This window comes from Dactylosporangium maewongense, assembly GCF_039531485.1.
GTDB lineage: Bacteria > Actinomycetota > Actinomycetes > Mycobacteriales > Micromonosporaceae > Dactylosporangium > Dactylosporangium maewongense.
On sequence record NZ_BAAAQD010000022.1, the window covers coordinates 204,553 to 226,270 of the forward strand.

Consider the following 21,718-nt stretch of genomic DNA (forward strand, 5'->3'; position numbering starts at 1 on the left):
CGCCGGGTGGTGACCGGCCTCACGTCAGGGGGTCCGTCGACGTCCCGCCGAGACGGTGCCGACCCGGGTCGCGGCGGCGAACGCGATGTCGAGCCGGTGCCGCGGGGCGTCGAGCCGGCTCCACTCCGCGGCGGCGTGCTGCTCGGCGGCGAAGAGGTGGCCGGTCACGCCGCGTTTGGTGTTTCGGCGATGCTGCAGCACCATCGGGTGGGCACAACAGGACCGGGGTGGACAGGGTGACGCGGACGATGCAGGCGGTGCACGACCTGGTCGACGCGCTGCACCATGCCCGGCCCGAGGACCTGCCGGCGGTAGCGTCGCGGGTCGCGGTGGCGCTCGGCGCGCTGGACGTCGAGCTGTATCTGGTCGACTACGGGCAGCTGGAGCTCCTGCCGCTGCCGCGCGGGCGGAGCGCCCCCGGTGAGCCGGTGCGCATCGACGGCACGCTCGCCGGCCGTGCGTACACCGGCGGGGAGCCGGTGCGTGCCCCGGACGGTGCCGGCCCGGCCGCCGACGAGCGGATCTGGGTGCCCGTCGTCAGCGGCGCGGACCGGCTCGGGGTCCTCGCCGCCCACCTGGGGCCGGACACCGACGTCGACGTCCAGGAGCTGCGGGTCATCGCGGCCGCGTTCGCCGGCATCGTCGCGACCCGCAGGACCTACGGCGACGCCCTGGAGCGCACCCGGCGGCGCCTGCCGATGCAGCTGGCCGCCGAGATCATCTGGAACCAGCTGCCGCCGCTGACGTTCGCCACCACGAGCGCGGCGGTCGCGGCGATCCTGGAGCCCTGCTATGACGTCGGCGGCGACGCCTTCGACTACGCCATCAACGACGAGGTGCTGCACGTCGCCGTCTTCGACGCGGTCGGGCACGGGATCGCGGCGAGCGCGCTGACGTCCCTGGCGATCAGCGCATACCGCAACGCCCGCCGCTGCGGGCTCGACCTCGCCGACACCTACCGGTCGGTGGACAAGTGGGTGCATGCCCAGTATCCGGCGGACTACGTCACCGCGGTCCTCGGCGAGCTCGACATCACCACCGGCGACTATCGCAGGATCAGCGCCGGGCACCCCGAGGAACTGCTCCTGCGCGACGGGCGGCTGGTGCGGACCCTGGCCGGGCCGACCGCCCTGCCACTCGGCCTCGGCTACCTCGGCGACCCGGCGCCGGTCGTCGCCGAGGAGCGCCTGGAGCCGGGCGACGCGCTGCTGCTCTACACCGACGGTGTGGTCGAGGCGCGCACCGCGGCCGGCGAGCAGTTCGGCGTCGAGCGCCTCGTCGAGAGCGTCACCAAGGCCCTCGCCGACCAGCTCCACCCCGCGGAGACGATGCGCCGGCTGGTGCGGACCCTGCTCGACCGCCAGGACGGCCAGCTGCAGGACGACGCGACCGCCCTCGTGCTCACCTGGACCCCGGCCGCACGCCCGGCGTGAGTGGCGCCGTGCGACCGCTCACGCCGGGCGCCGCGCTCAGGTCCGGCGTGAGCGGCGCCGTGCGGTCGCTCACCGGGGCGCCGCCCGCAGGTCCAGCATGAGCAGGACCTTGTCGTAGCGGCGGTTGCCGACCGCGACGAAGCGCGGCAGCCGCCCGTACACCTGGAAGCCCAGCGACCGGTAGAGATGCAGCGCACCGTCGTTGTCGCCGCGGGCGTCGAGCGTCAACACCTCGATCCCGGCCCGGCGGGCGTCCTCGATGAGGGCCGCGGTCAGTGCCCGCCCGACGCCCCGCCCGTGGACGTCCGCCGCGACCGCGAGTTTCTCCAGGTCGGCGTGCGGGCGGTGGGTCGGCCGGGCGTACCGCAGCCAGTAGCCGAGCCCGACGAGCCGCCCGCCGTCGTACGCGGCCCGCAGCGCCCCGTCCCCGTCCGCCACCGCCGCGGCTACGTGCCCGAGCAGCTCCGCCACCTCGTCCACGTCCGGCGGCTCGACCCACCCGAGCGCCGCTCCGTCGGCGACGAGCCCGGCGAGGATCCCGTGCGCCGCCGTGACGAACGCGTCGTCGACGACCGCGGGCCGGGTGCTCGGCTCAGCCACAGGACGCCAGCAGCAGCACCTCGGCCGGCCCGGCACGGAACGCCCGGTTGGTCTCGTCGTGCCGGCCCGGCAGGGTCTTGATGAGCACGACGGCTCGCACTGGTGCAGACATGCGGCGGAGCCTAACCAGCCGCCCCACGGGGCGGCCAGCCGGTCTTCAGTGGACCAGGACGATCTTGCCGCGGGCGTGCCGGGTCTCGCTCAGCTCGTGGGCGGCCGCGACCTCGGCGAGCGGGAACGCCGCCGCGACCGGCACCCGCAGGCGGCCTTCGGCGGCGGCCAGGACCGCGATCGGCAGCGCGTGCACGGCCAGGGGATCGGCGGTGCCGACGGCGTCGTCGGTGGCGTCCGCCGGGGCGCCGTGCGACAGGTGGACGCCGTGGGCCGCCGCGGTGAAGTCGGCGATCGTGACCACGCGGGCCGGGTCCCCGGCGATGGCGACGAGGTCGGGCAGCGCCCCGCCGGCGCAGTCGAACACCGCGTCCACACCGCCGGGCGCCAGGGTCCGGACCCGGTCGGGTAGGCCCGGGCCGTACGTCACCGGCTCGGCGCCGAGGGTGCGCAGGAAGTCGTGGTTGTGTGCACTCGCGGTGCCGATGACGGTGGCGCCGCGGGCGGCGGCGAGCTGGACGGCGACGGTGCCGACCGCGCCCGCCGCGCCCTGCACGAGGAGCGTGTGGCCGGCGCCGACCGCGAGCCGGTCCAGGACCCGCACCGCCGTCTCGGCGCTGCCCGCCGCGCCGCCCGCCTCCTCCCAACTCCACGCGGCCGGCTTCGGCGCCCAGGCGGTCAGGACGGCGTGGTCGGCGTTGGCGCCGCGGGTCGTCATGCTCACCATGCCGAAGACCTCGTCGCCGGCCCGCACGCCGGTGACGCCGGCCCCGACCTCGTCGACCACGCCCGCCGCGTCGAAGCCGGTCCGGTACGGGAACGTCGTCGGCACCACGTCCCGCCAGCGCCCGGAGCGGATGGTCACCTCCCCGGGCGAGACCCCGGAGGCCCGCACGGCGATCCGGACCTCGCCTGGCCCCGCGTGTGGCGCCTCGACCTCGGTGACGTGGACGACGTGGGGCGGCCCGTACTGGGTGAACTGCACTGCTCGCATGCCGCCCGACGGTAACGGACCACCCCGTCCGTTTCGTTAAAGTGAGAGCGGTGACGGTACAAGTGAAAGCCCGGCTGCGGTCGGACGCCCGCGACAACCGGGGCCGCATCCTCGCCGTCGCCCGCCTCGCGTTCGCCGCCGACGGGCCCGACGTGCCGATCCGCGAGATCGCCCGGCGCGCCGAGGTCGGGCCCGCCACGGTCTACCGGCACTTCCAGACGAAAGAGGCGCTGCTGACCGAGGCGTTCGCGGAGCAGATGACGATGTGCTCCGCGGTCGTGGCGGAAGGGCTGGCGGCGGCCGACCCGTGGCGCGGCTTCTGCCACGTGATCGAGCGGCTCATGGAGCTGCACGCGCTCGACCGCGACTTCGCCCGGGCGTTCATGTCGGCGCTGCCCGCGTCGGCCGGCCTCGCCGCCGACCGCGACCGCACCCTGCGGTTGCTGCTGGACCTCGTCGCGCGGGCGAAGGCGGCGGGCCGGCTGCGCCGGGACTTCGTCCTCGAGGACGTCAGCCTCGCCCTGATGGCGAACGAGGGCATCCGGGCCGCCGCGCCCGAGCTGCGGCTCGCGGCGTCGCGCCGGTTCGCGGCCCTGATGCTCCAGTCGTTCCAGGCGGACCCGGTCGCGGCGCCGCTGCCGCCACCCGTCAGGTTGCCGCTGTCCCGATAATGGCTCCATGGGGGAGCGGTGGGGCGCGGCCGTCGGATGGGCGTCGGCGGTGGGTGGCGTGCTCGGGTTCGCCTCGTTCGCCGCGGACCTGCTCGACGGCGACCTGCGGACGGTGCTGCAGCTGACGGCCAGCACCGGGTTCGCGTGGGGGTACGCCGCGTTCGTCGCGGCCTTCCCCGCCCGGTCGATGCGCACCGCCGTCGCCGCGGCGGTCGTCGTCCTGGCCACGGCGACGGTCGGCTACTACGCCCTGAACCTGGCCTCGGACCGCTGGCGCGCGCAGGGCCTCCTGCCGGTGCTGACGGCGATGGCGTACTGGCTGCTGCTGTCCGTCGTGGGCGGGGCCGTGCTCGGCGCGCTCGCCCACCTGCTGCGGTCCGACCGGCCCCCGGTGGCCGCGACCGCCGCCGGGCTGGCCTGCGGCCTTCTCGCGGGCGCCGGCATCCAGATCGTCGCCGATCACTTCGTCACCGGCGACTTCGGCGGGATGGCCCTGGCCGAAGGCTTCGCGCAGGCCTTCGCCGGCGTCGCGGTCACGGTGTGGATGTTCGGCCGCCGCCGGGGCCCCCGGGCATGGCCGAGGTTCGCCGTTGTCGCCGTCGTCGCCTGTACTGCCGCGGCCGCCGCCTGGGACGCCGTCGAGTCCGTCCAGGTCGCCGGCTTCTGACCCCTGCCTCGTGATCCGGAAGACTTCTTGTCGTCAGAGCGGCAGGAAGTCTCCCGGATCAGGCCGGGCGGACGTGGGGCTCAGCCACGCACCGATGCGCTGACGTTGAAGTCGGCGCGGAGCAGGTCCTCGTCCCTCGACGACGTTCCGACCAGCAGCTCGAAGGCGCCCGGCTCGACCACCCGTACACCTGCCGCGTTGACGAACGTGCAGGAGGCGACCGGCAGCTCGACGGTCACGTCACGCCGCTCGCCCGGGGCCACGTGCACCTGAGTGTAGGCCTTCAGCTCCTTGTCCGCCCAGGTCGCCGACGTGATGGTGTCGCTGACGTAGACCTGCACCGTCTCCAGCGCCGGGCGGGTGCCGGTGTTGTGGAGGGTCACGGTGGCACGCAGCGTGTCGGCGGCGGTCACCTCGGTCTGCTCGATGCGCAGGTCGGTGTAGTCGACGGTGGTGTAGCTCAGGCCCTGCCCGAACGCGAACGCCGGGCGCTGCGACAGGTCGGCGTAGCGGCTGCCGTGCTGGCCGCGGACCTGGTTGTAGTACGTCGGCTGCTGCCCGGAGTGCTGGGCGAAGGAGATCGGCAGGCGGCCGGTCGGCTCGATGCCGCCGAGCAGCAGCTCCCCGATCGCCTGGCCGCCGCGCATGCCCGGGTTGGCCGCGAAGATGATCGCGGCCGCGTTGAGCGCCGACGGCGGCAGCACGAGCGGCTTCGAGCTCATGAGGACCACGATCAGCGGCGTGCCGGTGGCGGCGAGCGCGTCGAGCAGGGCGACCTGCCCGCCGATGAGCTCCAGGGTGGCGGTCGACTTGCCCTCGCCGACGAGCTCGATGTGGTCGCCGACGACCGCGACCACGTAGTCGGCCGTCTCGGCGAGCGCGACCGCCTCGGCGATCATGGCCGGGTCGGGCGCGCACGGGTGCACGACGTGCGGGCGGGGCTGGCCGTCGGGGAAGAACTCGCCCTCCGGGTCGGGGCCGACGGTGAGGATGTCGGCGCCGCGCGCGGTGGTGACGGTCCAGCCCTCGGGCACGGCGGCGCGCACGCCGTCGAGCACGGTCTGGGTCAGCTCGCGCGGGTGGCCGTCGGGCAGCCACTCGGTCTGCCCGGACGCGCCGGCCCAGTCGCCGAGCTGCGCGTGCTGGTCGTCGGCGTTGGGCCCGACCACGGCGACGGTCTTCCCTTTTTGTTGAGGGTCGGCGAACGGCAGCGTGCCGTCGTTGCGCAGCAGCACCAGGCTGCGGCGGGCGATCTCCAGGTTGACCGCGGCGTGCGGGCCGCACCCGATCACGGCCGCCTGCCGGTCCGGGTCGGGGTGGCGCGGCTGCTCGAACAGGCCGAGTTCGAACTTCAGCGTCAGGATCCGGCGTACGGCCTGGTCGATGTCCGACTCGTCGAGCATGCCCTTGGTGACCGCGTCCTGGGCGCCCTCGAAGAAGCCCGGCGTGGTCATCACCATGTCGTTGCCGGCCTTGACGGCGGCGGCCGAAGCGGAGGCGTAGTCGACGTGGACCCGCTGCTCCCACACCATCCGGCCGACGTTGTCCCAGTCGGTGACGAGGGTGCCGGTGTAGCCCCACTCGCCGCGCAGGACGTCGTCGAGCAGCCAGCTGTTGACGGTGATCGGGACGCCGTCCATCGACTGGTACCCGAGCATGAACGTGCGGCAGCCCTCCCGGGCGACCCGCTCGAACGGCGGCAGGAACCACGAGCGCAGCTTGCGCGGCGACAGGTCGGCCTCGCTGGCGTCGCGGCCGCCCTGCGTCTCGGAGTAGCCGGCGAAGTGCTTCGCGGTGGCCAGGATCGCGGTCGGGTCGGCCAGGCCGTCGCCCTGGTAGCCGCGGACCATCGCGGAGGCGAACTCGCCGATGAGGAACGGGTCCTCGCCGAACGTCTCGCTGACCCGGCCCCACCGCAGGTCGCGGGCGATGCACAGGACGGGGGAGAAGGTCCAGTGGATGCCGGTGGCGGCGACCTCCACGGCGGTCACGCGGGCGACCCGCTCCACGAGCTCCGGGTCCCAGGACGCGGCCATGCCGAGCTGGGTCGGGAAGATCGTGGCGCCGCTCCAGAACGAGTGGCCGTGGATGCAGTCCTCGGCGACCAGCAGCGGGATGCGCAGGCGGGTCTTCTCCACGAGCGCTGTCGCCTCCAGGACGCGCTCCGGGGAGGCGTGCAGGATCGAGCCGGCGTGCATGTCCTCGACGAGGTGGCGGACGCCGTCACGCGCGTTGAGCTGCAGCATCTGCCCTACCTTCTCGGGCAGCGTCATGCGGGCGAGCAGGTCGGCGACGCGCTCGGCGACGGCGAGGGAAGGGTCGAGGTAGGGCAGAGGGGCTGGCACGGAGTTCCTTTCACGCTGGTCCGCACAGAACGATACGCGGGAGAGCGCTCTCTGGAGAACCCCCAGGCTCGGGGCATTACAGAGCGTGTCCTGGGTCACAATGCGTAGCGCGACTACCTATGCAAGCATCGACGCATGGGGAAGTCTGTCGCCGGCGCCGTCGCGGGCCGCCGGATCAAGTACGTCTTCGTGATTTTCTGGCTGGCCGTCGCGGCCTTCGCCGGCCCGCTCGCCGGCAAGCTGACCGATGTCGAGCGCAACGACGCCAAGTCCTGGCTGCCCGGCGGAGCCGAGTCCGTGCAGGTCATCGACGTGCAGTCGAGCTTCGCCTCGCCGGACACGGTCCCGGCGATCGTGGTGTACGAGCGTGACTCCGGCCTCACCGACGGCGACCGGGCCAAGATGGCCGCCGATGCGGCGGCGTTCGGCCGGGTCCCTTCGCTCGACGGCACCGTCACCGGACCGATCCCGACCAAGGACGGGCAGGCGGCCCAGATCATCGTGCCGCTCAACCTCGGGGCAGACGGCTGGTCGAAGGCCGGCACGCTGGTCGACCAGCTGCGGGACACCGCCAAGCAGGGCGCCGACGGGCTGACCGTGCACGTCACCGGCCCCGCCGGCAACGCCGCCGACTCCAGCGCCGCGTTCGAGGGCATCGACAGCAGCCTGCTGCTCGGCACGATCGCCGTCGTGGTGGTCATCCTGCTCATCACGTACCGCAGCCCGCTGCTGTGGCTCCTGCCGGTGATCTCCTCCGGCGTGGCGCTCGTCGCCGCCCAGGCCGTCATCTACCTGCTCGCCAAGCACGCCGACCTGGTCGTGAACGCGCAGAGTGCCGGCATCCTCACCGTCCTGGTCTTCGGCGCCGGCACCGACTACGCGTTGCTGCTGATCGCGCGGTACCGCGAAGAGCTGCGCCGCCACGAGGACCGCCACGAGGCGATGGCGGAGGCGCTGCACCGCTCCGGACCGGCGATCATCGCCAGCGCCGCCACGGTCGTGCTCGGCATGCTGTGCCTGTTCTTCGCCGAGACCAACTCGACCAGCGGCCTCGGCCCGGTCGCCGCGATCGGCATCGCGGTCGGCCTCGCCGTCATGCTGACCCTGCTGCCCGTGCTCCTCACGATCTGCGGCCGGTGGATCTTCTGGCCGCTGCGCCCGAAGGCCGGCTCAGTCGAACCGACCGCGACCGGCCTGTGGGCCCGCGTCGGCGACCGCATCGCCCGCCGCCCGCGCGGCGTCTGGATCGTGACCGCGCTGGTACTGGCCGTCGCCACGATCGGCGTCGTGCAGCTGGACGCCACCGGGCTCACCAACAAGGAGTCGTTCCGCGGCACCCAGGACTCGATCGTCGGCGAGGAGGTCCTGGCCCGGCACAGCGCCGGCGCCGCGGGCAGCCCTGTCGTCGTCATCAGCACCGCGGGTGCCGCCGCGGCGACCAGGGCGGCGTTCTCGGGTGTACCCGGTATCGACCCCGCCTCGGTCAGCGAGCCGGCTGTCAAGGGCTCCTACGCGTACGTGACCGGCAACCTCGTCGACCAGGCCGACAGCCAGGCGGCCTACGACACCGTGGACCGGGTCCGTGCCGCGGTCCACGCCGTCCCCGGTGCCGAGGCGAAGGTCGGCGGCACCACCGCCGTCAACCTCGACGTGCAGCGCGCCGCCACGCACGACCGCAACCTGATCATCCCGATCGTCCTCGCGGTGGTGCTGCTCATCCTGATCCTGCTGCTGCGCTCGGTGCTCGCCCCGGTCATCCTCATGGCGACCGTCGTGCTGTCGTTCGGCGCCGCCCTCGGCGTCAGCGCGCTGGTCTTCAAACACGTCTTCGGCTTCGGCGGCGCGGACTCGTCGCTCCCGCTGTTCGTCTTCGTGTTCCTGGTCGCGCTCGGGATCGACTACAACATCTTCCTGATGACCCGCGTCCGGGAGGAGGCTGTCAAGCACGGCACCCGCCGTGCGGCGCTGATCGGGCTCTCGGCCACCGGGGGCGTCATCACCTCGGCCGGCCTGGTCCTCGCCGGCACGTTCGCCGTCCTGGCCACGCTGCCGCTGACCGCCTTCGCCGAGATCGGCTTCGCGGTGGCGTTCGGAGTGCTCCTCGACACGATCGTCGTGCGGTCCGTGCTCGTCACCGCACTGAACCTCGACGTCGGCGAACGCATGTGGTGGCCCAGCGCCCTCGGCCGGACCACCAGACCCTCACTCGAGAAAGAGCGAGTGGCCGTCTAGAGGATGGGGCGCCCGTCCCGGTACGGACCGCTGACAGGCTCTTCCTCAGTCATCCAGAGGTCGTCGTCGTAATCGCGTTCGTCGTGCGACAGCATCCGTGCTCCCTCCTTTTGTGCAGGGATCGATGTACCCCTGACGGGTGAGCCCCAAACCCGTCAGGGGTAGATCCGTATGATCCGCTGCCGTGAGGTACGTCACGACCGTCTTCCTGCCCGCCCTCGGCGGCGCCCCCTTCGCACCCGCACTGTCGGCGGCGCTCGCCCCGTACGACCTGAACGACTACGCCCACGAACCGTTCGACCCGGCCGCCGGCTGGGACTCGTGGACGCTCCCGTCGAGCGACGCCCTGCCGCTGCGCCGCTGGCGGCGACGCGACCCGGCGGTCGTCCGCCTCGCACCCGTGGGTATCGTCGCCGCCGCCCCGAAGCGCCTCGTCGACTTCGACGAGATGCGCGCCGCCGCGGGCCGCGAGGCATCCGGCGCCTGGGACGCGTGGGCGAAGGTCGTCCGCACCCACCCGCCGGCACTGCCCCGCACCCACTTCACCGAACAGTCCGAGTTCATGCTCCAACCGGCGATCCAGGAGGTGGCCCAGGCTGCTGTGACGCAGCGTCACCGGTACTTCACCTTCTCGGTCCTGCTGGCCGACCCGGTCACGCACTTCGGCGATGACCGCGCCGCCTTCATCGCCCGCGCCTCGACCCAGGCCTTCACCACCCACGCGTACCTGACCCTCGACGGGCAGTGGCTCACCCAGCACACCGCGGACCGCGGCTGGGACACCCACGTCGCCGCGATGACCGCCTACCTCGACACACTGCCGGACGACACGCTCATCACCCGCGTCTCCTGCCACGCGTAGCCTGGCCTGCCCTGGCTTGCTCGCCCTGGCTTGCTCGCCCTGGCTTGCTCGCCCTGGCTTGCTCGCCCTGGCTTGCTCGCCCTGGCTGGCTTGCTCGCCCTGGCTTGCCCCGGCTCGCTCGCGCTGGGCTGCTCGCGCTGGCTTGCCCACTCGCGCTGGCCTGCCCTGGCTGGCTTGCCCACTCGCGCTGGCCTGCCCACTCGCGCGGGCCTGGCGGTGGCCGGTGCTGCCCGCCGCGGGTTGCTCAGGCGCCGCGTGGTGGGCCTTGGTGGGGCGGGCGTCGGTCAGCGGGCCCGGTCGTAGACGAGGGCGAGGGTGCCGTGTTCGCCCGCCGCCTGGCTGGTCAGGGACCACTGACCGGCAGGGAGGCCGTCGTCGAACAGGCGCGGACCGCCGCCGAGGAACACCGGGAAGATGGTGAGCGCCAGGCGGTCGACCAGGTCGGCGGCGAGGAGGGCCTTGATGACGCTGGCGCTGGACAGCACGAGGATGTCGCCGCCGTCGGTGGCCTTCAGGTCCGCGGCCACCTCGGCGGTGGGCTTGTCGACGACCGTGGTGCGCTCCCAGGGAGCCTCGCGCAGCGTCGAGGACAGCACGACCTTGTCGGCGTCGACGAGCCACTTCGCGAAGCCCTCGTCGCGCGGGTCGGCGCCCTCCATGTCGATGACCGTGGGCCAGAAGCCGAGGAAGCCCTCCGCATTGACCCGGCCGAGGAGCGCCGTCGTCGCCGGCTCCCACAGCTTCGTCAGGTGGTCACGGGCAACGTCGGTGATCGCATACGGCATCACCCAGCGCATGTCGATGGGGTTGTCGGGCGCGGCGTAGCGGCCGTCGAGGGACAGGCTCATGTTGGTGACGATCCGGCGGGTCATTCGGTGCTCCTCGTGTCGATGGCGGTGGTGAGTTTGTCGAGGCTCTGGCCATAGCCGAGCTCGATGCCGGCGATGAAGTCGGCGGAGTCGACGGTGCTGCCGGTGATGCGGTAGTGGACGTCGAGGTCGGTGCCGGTCTCGGACGGTCGTAAGTCCATGTCGACGTGCGAGGTGAACGCGACCCCACCGTCGGGCAGCAGCGGGGACAGCCGGTAGGAAAGGCGCTCGCCCGGACGCACGTCCTCCACGACGCCCTCGGCGCGGCCCACGACCGTGTCGGTGCCGTCGGTGTCCTCGGCGTCGCGGTATTCCAGGACGAGCCGCCCGCCCGGCCGCGCCTCGATGACGAGGCCGGAGACCCGCAGGCCGTCGGGTGCCAACCAGTCGCTGAGCAGCTCCGGGTCGGTCAGGTGGCTCCAGACGAGGTCGGGGCCGCCGCGCAGGGCCCGGGTGAACCGGAACGCGCGCCCGTCCGCCCACCCGGACGCGCTCGCGGCGTCCCGCTCGGCGAGCACGCTGCGCACGTGACGCTCGAACAGTGAGTCGACGCCGCTGACGAGATCCGCGGCATCGGCGAGGCCGCCCAGCACGACCGCCAGGTCGCGCAGCGGGGTGCTCAGCAACGCGTACATGCGGCGCTGCCCGGACCGCAGCGAGGTCACGATGCCCGCCCGCTCGAGCGTCTGCAGGTGCTTCGTGGTCTGTGGCTGCCGCGCCCCGGTGAGCTGGGCGAGGACCCCGACGGACCGGGGGCGCTCAGCCAGCAGGCTGATCAGCCGCCAGCGCGCCGGGTCCGCGAGCGCGGCAAGGAGTGCTTCCATGCCGCAAAGTATGCTCCACGGAGAATATTCCTGTCAAGGAATAACTTGGTCGATCCCTCGGGCGAGCGATGGGAGTTTTTGTCGTACCCCTGTGCGAGGGTGAGGGCGTGAAGGTGAAGTTCGAGGCGCAGTTGTGGGCATGGGACGCCCGGCGCATGGACACGTGGGTGTTCGTGACGCTGCCGGTCGACGAGTCGGAGGACATCCGTGACCTGACCGGCTCGGTGAAGCGGGGCTTCGGGTCGCTGCGGGTGCGGGTGAGCATCGGCGGCACGACCTGGAAGACGTCGATCTTCCCGGGCAGCGGCGGCGGCCCCTACGTCCTGCCGGTCAAGGGCCCGGTCCGCAAGGCCGAGTCCCTCGACGTCGGCGACACGGCTGCGGTGACCGTGGAGCTCCTCGATGTCTGACCTGCTGGATCCGGGCGTTGCTGCCCCTCGTTCTGCGCCGCGCCGCCGTCATCGTGCGGTGCGCGACCGAGCCTCTGCGCTCCGGGTGGCGGTCCGATTAGCTTCGGCTTAGCTTCGGCCGGCCTGAGCCCGGTCGCCGTCGACGCGGACCCGCGGGGTCACACCACGGAGGCGGCGCGTTCAGTGCGGTGAGCGCGGAGCCCTCGGCCGGCGGTGAGGTGATCGAGCGCGAAGCGACGACGATGATGCCGTCGAACTCCAGGCCCTCGGACGAGCCGCGCCTGCCACGGTACGTGGAGACCCGGCCGAGCCGTTGTCGACAAAGCACCGGCACCGCCCGGCACCGCCCGGCACCGCCCGGCACCGCCCGGCCCGGCCCGGCACCGCCCGGCCCGGCCCGGCACCGCCCGGCCCGGCCCGGCACCGCCCGGCCCGGCCCGGCACCGCCCGGCCCGGCGGGGTACCGCCCGGCGGGGCGGTGGCGACCGACGAGGCAGTGGCGGCGGACCGCAGCTTGCAGGCGTTTCCGGTGCCGCCGGGGTCTGTTCGCCCCCGCCGGCGTTGCGGCCGCGCTGCTTTCAGGGCGCGGTAGCCGCCGACCGCGGGACTTCCCATGGTCGACGGCGCGGGTCGGGCGTGGTTCAGACGGACGGCTCGTAGTGCGTCACGGGGACGGCGCCGTCCACGAGGGTGGAGGCGACGGTGCGCAGGTTGAGGCGCTGCTTCGGCTCGGCGAACAGGCGGCGGCCGCCGCCGAGGACGACCGGGTGTACCGCCACGTGGTATTCGTCGATGAGGCCGTGGTCCGTCAGGGCGGCGGCGAGCGACGCGCCGCCGGTCAGCAGGAGGTCGGCGCCGGGCTCCGCCTTGAGCGCGAGCACCTCGTCGCGCAGGTTGTCGCTGATGACGCGGCTGGTCCACGCGTCGCCCTCGAACGTTCGGGAGAAGACGATCTTCGGGGTCGCGCGCCAGAACGGGGCGAAGGCGGTGACGTGCGGGTCGTCCGTCATCGACTCCGCGTCGGGCCAGAACCCGACCATCATCTCCCACACGGGCCGTCCGAAGAGCAGCGTGTCGACCCGCTGGTCGAGGCTTTCGGAGTACGCCGACAGCCCCGGGCCCATGGTCGTCCAGTCGAACTCCCCGTTCGGCCCGTCGATGAACCCGTCGACCGACGTGTGCACCCAGTAAATGATCTTCCGCATGGCTCGCTCCTCCTTGTGGTACTGACGCTGTCACCTGGAGGTCGGGGCGCGCAGGCCAAGCTCGACATCACCATCGTGTGACGCGCGACACAGGGTGCATCGAGCGAGCCGCCCGGCGGCAGTTCTGCGACGATGCGGTGTGCTGATCGTCGTATCTGGATTGCCGGGGACCGGGAAGAGTGCCGTGGCCGCGGGGGTTGCCGCCGGGCTGGGTGCGGTGCAGCTGTCCATCGACGAGGCCGAGGACGCGATGCTCGGCGCCGGGCTGGCCGCGGGGTGGGAGACGGGCGTCGCGGCGTACGAGGTGACCAGGGCGTTCGCCGAGCAGAACCTGGCGCTGGGCCGGATCGTCGTGGTCGACGCCGTCAACGACAGCGAACCCGCCCGGCAGACGTGGCGCGGCGCTGCGGCGCGGGCCGGGTCGGGGTTGCGGTTCGTGGTGCTCACGTGCTCGGACCGGCAGGAGCACCGCCGGCGTCTGGAAGGCCGGCGGCGGGGGCTGCGGCACCTGCCGGAGCCGACGTGGGCGCACGTCGAGGCCCTCGCGTATGCGCCGTGGACCGATCCGCACCTCGCGGTCGACACAGTCGCGCCGTTGGACACGGTGGTCGAGGCGGTGCTCGGGTTCAGTCGAGGATGACGAACTGGTAGCCGCGGGCCTGCAGCGCAGGGATGACGGTCTCCAGTGCGGCGCAGGTCTGGGCGCGGTCGCCGCCGCCGTCGTGGCAGAGCAGGATCTGGCCCGGGCGGGCGGCGAGGAGGTGGTCGGTGATGGAGCGGGTGCCGGGCTGGGTCCAGTCGCGGGGGTCGTTGGTCCAGTTGATGGGCAGCATCCGGGCCTGGGCCGCGGCGGCGAGGACGGCGGGGGAGACGGCACCGCCGGGGGATCGGAAGATCGTCGGCAGCTTGCCGGTGGTCGAGTAGATCTTGTCCTGCGCGCGGTCGATCTCCTGCTGTACGCGGCCCGGGTCGAACTGGGCGAGCTTCCCCGGATGGCTCCACGTGTGGTTGGCGACGTGGTGGCCCGCGGCGACGAGGTCCTTGGCGACGTTCTCGTGGCCGAGGACCTGGTTGCCGATGAGGCAGAAGAGGGCCGGCACGTGGTAGCGGTCCAGCAGCCGGAGAACCTTCGGCGTCCACCTGGGGTGCGGGCCGTCGTCGATGGTCAGGGCCACCGCGTTCGCCGGGAAGGGCGGGCCGGGCCTCAGCTTGCGGTACTCCTCCAGCGTGAACACCGGCCGGTCCAGCGGCGGCATCGGCGAGGGCGACGGCGCCGGGGGCGAGGGTTGTGTGGAGGCGGCCGCCCCGGGGACGGACTGGGGGCCGCGGTGCGGAGCCGGAGAGAGCGGCGGACCCGCCGAGCCGCCCGCGACGAGGGCCGTGCCGGTCGCGGCGAGCCCGGCGCCGAGCAGGCGCCTGCGGGACAGTCCGGTCACAGCGGTCACCTCCGGTGCATGATCACATCACGCCGACGCACTGTTCTTGACGCGATCGGCCCGCAAAGGGTTGCACACCCCAGATGCGGAGAGTGTCAGCGGTCCGCGTCGAGGCGGTAGCGGCGCTGGAGCAGGACGGCGACGGTCATGAGGGCGGCCGGGACGAGGGCGAAGCCGTAGCGGACCGCGGCGAGGGCCGACGGCGTCTGTGTGACGTGCTCGCCGGCGGCGCTGGCCGCGAAGCCGCCGAGGGCGAGGCAGGCCGCGTACACATAAGGCCCCAGCGCGCCGCCGGTCGCCTCCGCCGCGGTCCAGACGCCGGTGTAGCCGCCCGCGCGGGTCGTGCCGTCGGGGCCGGAGGCGGCGATGACGTCGGGGAGCATCGAGAAGGGCAGCAGCTGCATGGCGGCGAACGCGACGCCCAGGACCGCGACCGCCGCGACGATCAGGGGCAGGCCCGCGGCGCCGCCGAGGGCGAGAACGAGCGAGCCGGCGACGAACGCGACCTGGGCGACGAGCAGGCCGCGCTGCTTGCCGATCCGGCGGGCGCCGGCCACCCAGACCGGCGTGGCGAGGATGGCCGGGGCGACGAACGCGGCGACGAGGACGGTGGTGAGCTTGGGGCGGCCCAGCTCGTACTCCGCGAAGTAGGGCACGGCGGCGAGGACCAGGTGCGTCGTGGTCGACATCGCCAGGTAGGACGCGACCAGGGTGCGGAACTGCCGGTCCCGCAGCGAGGCCAGCAGCCCGTGCCGCGTGCCTGCGGCAGGCTGTACCGGAGCCGCTGCCGAAAGTCGTCGGACGCCGACGATGCCGACCAGCATCGCGGCGAACATGGCGACACCGAGCAGCAGGCCCATCCAGGCGTACCCGAGCAGGGAAGCGAGCAAGGGGGCGGCCACGCCGCTGAGCAGGATGCCGACGGTGAGGACCACCATGCGGAAGCCCATCAGGCGGGTGCGCTCGTGGTAGTCGATGCGCAGATCCGCGGGAGTGGCAAGGTAGGGGACCTGGTACGCGGCGAAGAGGAGGTTGCCGGCGATGAACGCGACCGCGACCCACAGCCCCGCCGGAGCGCCGCGCAGGCCGGGGACCGCGAAGAGCGCGGCGAACGCGACGGCGAGCGCGCTGCCGGCCAGCATGAGCCGGCGCCGGTGGCCGCGGCGGGCCAGGTCGGCGTCGGAGAGCCGGCCGACCCACGGGTGCAGGACGACGTCGAGGATCTTCGGTGCGAGCAGGACGAACCCCGCGAGCAGCGGTGCGACGGCGAGGACGTCGGTGAGGAAGTACAGCAGGAGCAGGCCGGGCACGGTGACCCACACGCCCATGCCGACGGAGCCGGTCGCGAACGGGATGAGACCGCGCAGCGGCAGCCGGACGTTCGACATGAACCACGCTCCCGTAATCCAACGTGCGATGGATAATAGGCGACGATGGACGATCTGAACAGCACGCGCCGGCGCCCCGGGCGGCCCCGCGCGGCAGACATGGCAGGCACCCGTGAGGTGATCGTGCGGGCGGCGACCAAGCTGTTCGCGCGCCACGGTTTCGACGCGGTGAGCGTCCGGGCCGTGGCGGAGGCGGCGGGCGTAGACGTCGCCACGGTCCACCACCATGCCGGCAGCAAGGCCGCGCTCTACCAGGCCTGCTTCGCGGCGGTCTTCGAGGCCGAGCGCAGCGCCCTGGAGCCGGTCATCAAGGGCGCCTACGACATGCAGGGGCTGCACCGCGTCCTCGACGCGTTCGTCGACTTCCTGCAGGAGCGGCCCGAGACCACCGGCCTGTGGCTGCGCCGGTGGCTGGACCCCGACCGGCACGCGGGCGTCGACGAGCAGTATTCGACGCCGCTGTACGAGCAGGTGCAGGCGGTTCTGGCCGCCGCGCACCGGGCCGGGGTGCTGCACGAGCCGCAGCCGCACCTCGCGGTGCGCAGCCTCATCTGGGCCGTGCACGCCCACACGGTGACGGCGCTGCACGGCGAGGTCACCGAGGACTCCCGGTTCGCGCTGCGGGCGTTCGTGCACCGCTGGCTGGACCGCATGTACGGGCAGCCTTGACGCCCCCGGTGACCGGCGCGCAGAATCCAACGCGTGTTGGAATACAGGGTGGTGGTCATCGGTGCCGGGCCGGCCGGGCTCGCCACGCTCAAGGCCCTCGCCGACGCGCGGGTGCCGGCGATCTGCTTCGACGCCGGTGACCGGCCCGGCGGGCTGTGGGTGCTCGGCGGCCCGCACTCGTCGGCGTACCGGACGCTGCACCTCAACACCAGCCGCACCCGCACCGAGTTCGCCGACTTCCCGATGCCGGCCGGCTGGCCCGACTACCCCGGTCACGCGAGCGTCGCGGCGTACCTCGCCGACTACGCCCGCACGTTCGGCCTCGACGAACGGATCCGCCACCGGCACGTCGTGACCCGCGTTCACCAGACGCGGCACGGCACCTGGGAGGTCACGGCGGAAGGTCCACAAGGGACGGTCGAGGTGACGGCCGCCGCCGTCGTCGTCGCCAGCGGGCACAACACCGTGCCCCGGCTGCCCGACCCGCCGCACCCGGGCGACCTCACCGCCACCCAGCTGCACAGCCACGACTACCGCGGCCCCGAGCAGCTGCAGGGCCGCCGGGTGCTCGTCGTCGGCGGCGGCAACTCCGCGATGGACATCGCCGTCGACGCCTCGCACGCCGCCACGCGCACCCTGCTGTCGGTGCGCCGCGGCGTCTGGATCGTGCCGAAGTACCTGTTCGGCCGTCCGTCCGACACGCTCAACGGCGCGCTCGCGAAGCGGCTCCCGTGGCGGGCGCGGCAGCGCATCAGCCAGACGATGCTGCGGCTCGCCGTCGGGCCGCCGCAACGGTACGGCCTGCCCGCCCCCGCCCACGGCTTCCTGCAGGACCACCCCACGCTGTCCGACGCCCTCCTGCCGCGCATCACCCACGGCGAGATCGAGGTGCGCCCGGCGATCGACCGTTTCGACGGCGATGACGTCATTTTTTCCAACGGCAACAGGGATTCCGTCGATGTCGTCGTCTGGTGTACCGGCTACCGCGTCGACGTGCCGTTCCTCGACCCGGCGCTGCTCGGCGAGGGCGCGGACCGGCTGCCGCTCTACCGGCACGTGTTCCACCTCGACGCGCCGGGCCTCATGTTCGTCGGGCTGATGCAGTCGACCGGCGCCGCGCTGCCGGTCGTGGAGGCCCAGGCCAGGCTGGTCGCGGGGCACCTCGCGGGCACCTACGCGCTGCCACCGCTCGCCGCGCAGCGCAAGGACTGCGCCGCCGAGCTGCGCGCGGCACGGGACAGGTGGGGCGAGCGCCGCCCGGCGATGCGGATCGACTTCGACGCCTACCTCGACCTCGCCGCCCGCGAACTGGCCACCGGCCGCAAACGCGCGGCGGCCACCCAGAATCCAGCGCCCAGCGGTCCGATCCGAGCAGACGGTGGCGAGACGCGGGCAGAAGGCGGCGAGATGCGAGCAGACGGTGGCGCACGGCAGGCGCCCGGCGGCGGAGCCGGCACGTGAGCGCGCTGCGAGGGCGGCGGGTCGTCGTCACGGGCGCCAACGGCACGTTCGGAAAGCTGCTCGGCGCGCGGTTCACGGCGGCGGGCGCGTCCGTCGTCGGCATCGACCTCGTCGCCGTCGCCGGGCCGGTGCCCGTCCTCGCCTGCGACCTCACCTCCGCCACCGCGGTCCCCGGCGCCGTCGCCGCGGCCGTCGACCGGCTCGGCGGCCTCGACCTGCTCGTCAACAACGCCGGCGTCGGCGGTCCCGCACCCGCCGAGCTGCCGCCGGACGAGGTCGTCGCGCGGCAGCTGGACGTCAACCTCCTCGCCGCGTGGCGCACGACCGCCGCCGCCATGCCGGCCCTCGAGGCGTCCCGCGGCAGGGTCGTGTTCGTCGCCAGCAGGATGGCCGTGCTGCCGCTGCCCCTCGCGGCCGCGTACGGCGTCAGCAAGCGGGCCCTCGTCGCGTACGCCGACGCGCTGCGCCTCGAGGTCGGCACCCACGTCGGGGTCAGCGTGGTCTACCCGAGCATGGTCGCGTCCCCGATCCACGACACGACCGCCGCCGCCGGCCTGTCGCTGCAGGGCGTGTCCAGGCTGGAGCCGGCCGACGGGGTCGTCACCGCGATCGTGCGCGCCGCCACCGCCCGCAAGGCGCCCCGAGCGGTCGCCACGACCCGCCGCGGCCGCTTCGAGATGGCCGTCGCCCGCCACTTCCCGTCCGTGGCGGACGCCATGGTCCGTCGTACCGTCGCCGCCAGACTCGCCGCGGGTGCCTTCGCCGACGCCCCTCTCGCCGCAGGCATGGTCCGCCGCTTTCTGTCATGATCGCGACTGAGGGCGGCGTGGCCGGACGGCACTGACGACGATCGCGCGCATGAGCTCGTTCACAACGCCTCGCGCACCTATAACCCCGCTCAGCCCCACCCGCGTCCGCGCCGCCCTCACGATCATCGCCGTGGCCGCCGTCCTTATCATCGTCGCCGCCGTGGCCGCCTGGAACCCGTGGCACTTCGTGGTGCTCGGCTTTGGCGGGTACTGGTTCGCCGGTGCCCTCACGCTGGCGCCGCTCGCCGGTGGGGTCGTCGCCGTGCTGATCATCCGGAACCGGAGCGCCGCCATCGCGGTCGGGGTCGGCAGCGCCGTGCTGACCCTGATCGTCGCGGTCGGCGGCTTCCTTCTCGCCCTGCTGGTCGACCCCCACTGGGACCGCACCGTGCTCGCCGCCTCGCCGAGCGGCAGGTTCCAGCTCGTCAGCCTGGAGGAGTCGGACATCATCTTCCGTCAGCAGCTCCGGGTGGGTCGCCCCGACGGCATCCTGACCCGCGAGTCCGCCCGCCCCCTCATCTGCGTCGAGGCCACCTTCGGTGACACCCCGGAAATCAGGGTGAAGTCCGCCCGGTTCGTCGCCGAGCACGAGGTCGAGATCACCTTCGAGGACGGCAAGACCTGGCGGACCCGGTTCGACCCCGACGACCTGCAGCCCGCGGATGTCCTCACGGAGAACTGTTCACTCTGACGCCCCGCCGGTCCGGCCGCTCCGAGTGCCGGACCGGCGCACAGTTAGTGCAGGGCCGTCTTCAGGACGATCAGCGCGACGCCGAAGCTGCCGGCGACGGCCGCCGACACCACCCGCTCGGCGCGGCTCAGCCGCCCGTGCCGGCCGACCTCCCAGCCCGCCAGGCACAGCAGCAGCGTGGAGCAGACCAGGGCGGCGACCACGGACCACGGCTGCGAATGGCCCGCCAGGTCGGCCGCGACGAGCACCGCCACCGGCACCGCCGAGGCGGTCACCATCTCCCAGCCGCTCGCGAGCTGCCGGCGGACCACCGCCCAGGCCGGGCGGTGCCCCTCGTGGATCCGTTCGGCGACCAGCCGCGCGTAGCGCTCCGCGCTCCAGTACACGAGCAGCGTCACCACGACCGCGACGGCGGTGGCGGCCGCGGTGTGGGCGTGCGACGCGGCCATGACGGCGGCGCTCACGATGACGCCGTAGATCCCGGCCGCAGTGCTCTCCTCGTCCGCCCGCGCCATCAGCACGCCCTAACGATCTTCGGCGGCTCCGGCCGGCACCTCCTCCTGGCTGGGTGAAGGCCCGCCGAGGACCGCGGCCAGGTGCGCCGCGGCCATCGTGTCCCGCCGCCGCAGCGCCAGCAGCGCCCGGAGCCGGCGCGCCGCCTCCGCACGCCAGGCGGGGTCCTGCGCGTCGAGGTCCTCGGGCTCGTCCTCGCCGGTGTAGCAGACGAAGTCGTCGGTCGTGGACTCGTCCAGGACCAGCAGCGCCATCCCGTTCGCGGCGGCCGCGTGCGCCGGGTCGGCGTCCAGCGCCCGACCGTACAGCTCGAACGCCTCGGCGCGACGCCCCCACAGGCTGCGAAGCCAGGCCTGTCGGTCGCCGGTGCCGTCGTACAGCGGCGAAAATTCCAACACGGTGCGGAATTGCCGCAGCAACAGCCCCGCGAGCAGGGTCGCGGTCACCGGGTCGGCGGGCTCGGCCGCCAGCGCGCGCCGCAGCCACCCCTCCGCCTCGGGCACGTCGTCCGGCGTCTCGAGCGACGACGCCCCTTCCAGCACGCACAGGCGGTGCCCGAGCTCCCGCGCCGCCCCCGCACCACCGGCCTCCGCCGCCTGCCGCAGTCCCTCGAGGTCCACGGCGCTACCGTACTGGCCATGTACAGCTGGTACGTCGTCCGCCGCACCTCGATGGTGAACAACAACGACACGGCCACCGACTGGTTCGTCCTCAGCGACCACGCCGACCTGCTGCGCGTCCTGGACACCCTGGACGTCAACCCGAGCTGGACCGATTCCTGCGCGCTGCAGGTGTACCGCGACAGCCGGCTCGACGTCAGCATCGACCTGCTCGCCACGGTCTCCGACGACGACGAGGGCGACGACGGGGACGACTTCTGCCCGCCCGACCTCACCGGGGTCACGATCCCCGCCCTCGACGGCACCCCGCTCCCGCCCGGCCATCCCGTCATCCTCGACGGCACCCCGCTGCACTACGGCAGCAGCACGTTCTACAACTGACCTCGCCACGGGAAGCCCCTACCGCAAATCCAATAGCCGGTGCCTTCGTGCCGGATGACGTCCCCGTCAGGCCGGCCGACGCAGACCGCGTCGCCGTCCACCCACACCTGCTCACCCCTGCGGAGGAAGACGGGTCGCGGGAGCTCGACGGCCCAGTCGCCGGCGTCGACCCTGTCCACGAGCGTCAACCGGTCCACCGGAGCCGGCGCCGTCCGGATCGGCCACACTGTCCCGCCACCCGTCCCGAGATCCATGCCACGAGAATATCCACTCGGCCGGGGATTAACGGCCGCGTCAGACGGTCGCGAGGGCGTCGACCTCCACGCAGAACGCGGGGTGTACCAGGAGGCTGGCGAACACCTGGCGGATCTGGGCCTCCGGGTCGCCGGGGGCGACGAGCCCGCCGGCGGAATCCAACGGCACCTGGCCGGAGACGGCGACGAACTCACCGGAGAAGTGGACCGCGTGGCTGTAGCCGATGACCGGGGGCAGCCCGCCCGGGCGGGTGAAGTGTTCCACGCCAGCCC

24 protein-coding genes are annotated in these 21,718 nt (G+C 73.3%); 12 read left to right on the forward strand and 12 right to left on the reverse strand.

What is annotated here, in order from left to right:
* Positions 1-24: 24 nt before the first annotated feature.
* Complete coding sequence (locus ABD332_RS42745; RefSeq protein ID WP_344509687.1) at positions 25-168, reverse strand: hypothetical protein; 144 nt, start codon at positions 166-168, stop codon at positions 25-27.
* A gap of 68 nt (positions 169-236) precedes the next feature.
* Between ABD332_RS42745 and ABD332_RS42750 the strand changes: the two genes are divergently transcribed.
* Positions 237-1,433: a PP2C family protein-serine/threonine phosphatase gene (locus ABD332_RS42750; protein ID WP_344509689.1), complete on the forward strand. Its 1,197-nt coding sequence runs from the start codon at positions 237-239 to the stop codon at positions 1,431-1,433.
* 69 nt (positions 1,434-1,502) lie between these two features.
* Here the strand turns inward: ABD332_RS42750 and ABD332_RS42755 are convergent, their stop codons facing one another.
* Positions 1,503-2,033, reverse strand: coding sequence for a GNAT family N-acetyltransferase (locus ABD332_RS42755; RefSeq protein WP_344509691.1), 531 nt, complete (start codon positions 2,031-2,033; stop codon positions 1,503-1,505).
* 157 nt (positions 2,034-2,190) lie between these two features.
* Positions 2,191-3,138 carry an NADP-dependent oxidoreductase gene (locus ABD332_RS42760; protein WP_344509693.1) on the reverse strand — a complete coding sequence of 316 codons (948 nt, stop codon included), beginning with the start codon at positions 3,136-3,138 and terminating at the stop codon, positions 2,191-2,193.
* A 50-nt stretch (positions 3,139-3,188) separates the two neighbouring features.
* Between ABD332_RS42760 and ABD332_RS42765 the strand changes: the two genes are divergently transcribed.
* Positions 3,189-3,809: a TetR/AcrR family transcriptional regulator gene (locus tag ABD332_RS42765; protein WP_344509695.1), complete on the forward strand. Its 621-nt coding sequence runs from the start codon at positions 3,189-3,191 to the stop codon at positions 3,807-3,809.
* A 7-nt stretch (positions 3,810-3,816) separates the two neighbouring features.
* Positions 3,817-4,476, forward strand: a complete 660-nt coding sequence (locus ABD332_RS42770; RefSeq protein WP_344509697.1) for a DUF6518 family protein — start codon at positions 3,817-3,819, stop codon at positions 4,474-4,476.
* Positions 4,477-4,556: 80 nt separating this feature from the next.
* On the opposite strand, the gene ABD332_RS42775 is transcribed toward ABD332_RS42770, so the two are convergent.
* Positions 4,557-6,821 carry an exo-beta-d-1,3/1,6-glucosidase gene (locus ABD332_RS42775; protein ID WP_344509699.1) on the reverse strand — a complete coding sequence of 755 codons (2,265 nt, stop codon included), beginning with the start codon at positions 6,819-6,821 and terminating at the stop codon, positions 4,557-4,559.
* Between the two features lie 135 nt (positions 6,822-6,956).
* Between ABD332_RS42775 and ABD332_RS42780 the strand changes: the two genes are divergently transcribed.
* Both ABD332_RS42780 and ABD332_RS42785 read left to right on the forward strand, forming a co-directional pair.
* Positions 6,957-9,053 carry an MMPL family transporter gene (locus ABD332_RS42780; RefSeq protein WP_344509701.1) on the forward strand — a complete coding sequence of 699 codons (2,097 nt, stop codon included), beginning with the start codon at positions 6,957-6,959 and terminating at the stop codon, positions 9,051-9,053.
* A 184-nt stretch (positions 9,054-9,237) separates the two neighbouring features.
* Positions 9,238-9,915: a hypothetical protein gene (locus ABD332_RS42785; protein WP_344509703.1), complete on the forward strand. Its 678-nt coding sequence runs from the start codon at positions 9,238-9,240 to the stop codon at positions 9,913-9,915.
* 284 nt (positions 9,916-10,199) lie between these two features.
* On the opposite strand, the gene ABD332_RS42790 is transcribed toward ABD332_RS42785, so the two are convergent.
* Positions 10,200-10,787: a dihydrofolate reductase family protein gene (locus ABD332_RS42790; RefSeq protein WP_344509705.1), complete on the reverse strand. Its 588-nt coding sequence runs from the start codon at positions 10,785-10,787 to the stop codon at positions 10,200-10,202.
* Positions 10,784-11,608, reverse strand: a complete 825-nt coding sequence (locus tag ABD332_RS42795) for a metalloregulator ArsR/SmtB family transcription factor (RefSeq protein WP_344509707.1) — start codon at positions 11,606-11,608, stop codon at positions 10,784-10,786. The genes ABD332_RS42790 and ABD332_RS42795 overlap by 4 nt, the downstream gene beginning before the upstream one ends.
* Before the next feature lie 68 nt (positions 11,609-11,676).
* Between ABD332_RS42795 and ABD332_RS42800 the strand changes: the two genes are divergently transcribed.
* Positions 11,677-12,018, forward strand: a complete 342-nt coding sequence (locus ABD332_RS42800) for a DUF1905 domain-containing protein (RefSeq protein WP_425552382.1) — start codon at positions 11,677-11,679, stop codon at positions 12,016-12,018.
* Positions 12,019-12,659: 641 nt separating this feature from the next.
* Here the strand turns inward: ABD332_RS42800 and ABD332_RS42805 are convergent.
* The gene (locus ABD332_RS42805) at positions 12,660-13,223 is read right to left on the reverse strand and encodes a dihydrofolate reductase family protein (protein WP_344509711.1); all 564 of its coding nucleotides are present in this window, start codon (positions 13,221-13,223) and stop codon (positions 12,660-12,662) included.
* Positions 13,224-13,362: 139 nt separating this feature from the next.
* Between ABD332_RS42805 and ABD332_RS42810 the strand changes: the two genes are divergently transcribed.
* Positions 13,363-13,863: a P-loop nucleotide/nucleoside kinase family protein gene (locus ABD332_RS42810; protein WP_344509713.1), complete on the forward strand. Its 501-nt coding sequence runs from the start codon at positions 13,363-13,365 to the stop codon at positions 13,861-13,863.
* Here the strand turns inward: ABD332_RS42810 and ABD332_RS42815 are convergent.
* Both ABD332_RS42815 and ABD332_RS42820 read right to left on the reverse strand, forming a co-directional pair.
* A complete protein-coding gene (locus tag ABD332_RS42815) occupies positions 13,850-14,659 on the reverse strand; it encodes a polysaccharide deacetylase family protein (protein WP_344509715.1) in 810 nt (269 codons plus the stop codon). The two genes, ABD332_RS42810 and ABD332_RS42815, sit on opposite strands and share 14 nt — an antisense overlap.
* A gap of 95 nt (positions 14,660-14,754) precedes the next feature.
* On the reverse strand, positions 14,755-16,047 hold the full coding sequence (locus ABD332_RS42820) for an MFS transporter (RefSeq protein WP_344509718.1): 1,293 nt from the start codon (positions 16,045-16,047) through the stop codon (positions 14,755-14,757).
* 45 nt (positions 16,048-16,092) lie between these two features.
* On the opposite strand from ABD332_RS42820, the gene ABD332_RS42825 reads away from it, so the two are divergent.
* From ABD332_RS42825 to ABD332_RS42840, 4 genes are read left to right on the forward strand one after another with little or no spacing between them, the layout of a single operon-like run.
* Positions 16,093-16,716: a TetR/AcrR family transcriptional regulator gene (locus ABD332_RS42825; protein ID WP_344509720.1), complete on the forward strand. Its 624-nt coding sequence runs from the start codon at positions 16,093-16,095 to the stop codon at positions 16,714-16,716.
* A gap of 33 nt (positions 16,717-16,749) precedes the next feature.
* Positions 16,750-18,177 carry a flavin-containing monooxygenase gene (locus ABD332_RS42830; RefSeq protein ID WP_344509722.1) on the forward strand — a complete coding sequence of 476 codons (1,428 nt, stop codon included), beginning with the start codon at positions 16,750-16,752 and terminating at the stop codon, positions 18,175-18,177.
* Positions 18,174-18,986 (forward strand): SDR family NAD(P)-dependent oxidoreductase, encoded by an 813-nt coding sequence (locus ABD332_RS42835; protein WP_344509724.1) that lies wholly within the window; start codon positions 18,174-18,176, stop codon positions 18,984-18,986. The genes ABD332_RS42830 and ABD332_RS42835 overlap by 4 nt, the downstream gene beginning before the upstream one ends.
* A gap of 49 nt (positions 18,987-19,035) precedes the next feature.
* A complete protein-coding gene (locus tag ABD332_RS42840) occupies positions 19,036-19,677 on the forward strand; it encodes a hypothetical protein (protein WP_344509726.1) in 642 nt (213 codons plus the stop codon).
* 44 nt (positions 19,678-19,721) lie between these two features.
* On the opposite strand, the gene ABD332_RS42845 is transcribed toward ABD332_RS42840, so the two are convergent.
* Positions 19,722-20,192, reverse strand: a complete 471-nt coding sequence (locus ABD332_RS42845; RefSeq protein ID WP_344509760.1) for a hypothetical protein — start codon at positions 20,190-20,192, stop codon at positions 19,722-19,724.
* A gap of 9 nt (positions 20,193-20,201) precedes the next feature.
* Positions 20,202-20,810, reverse strand: coding sequence for a hypothetical protein (locus ABD332_RS42850; RefSeq protein WP_344509728.1), 609 nt, complete (start codon positions 20,808-20,810; stop codon positions 20,202-20,204).
* A gap of 18 nt (positions 20,811-20,828) precedes the next feature.
* Between ABD332_RS42850 and ABD332_RS42855 the strand changes: the two genes are divergently transcribed.
* Positions 20,829-21,191, forward strand: coding sequence for a hypothetical protein (locus tag ABD332_RS42855; protein ID WP_344509730.1), 363 nt, complete (start codon positions 20,829-20,831; stop codon positions 21,189-21,191).
* 294 nt (positions 21,192-21,485) lie between these two features.
* On the opposite strand, the gene ABD332_RS42860 is transcribed toward ABD332_RS42855, so the two are convergent.
* Positions 21,486-21,710: a Rid family hydrolase gene (locus ABD332_RS42860; RefSeq protein ID WP_344509732.1), complete on the reverse strand. Its 225-nt coding sequence runs from the start codon at positions 21,708-21,710 to the stop codon at positions 21,486-21,488.
* Positions 21,711-21,718: the final 8 nt, after the last annotated feature.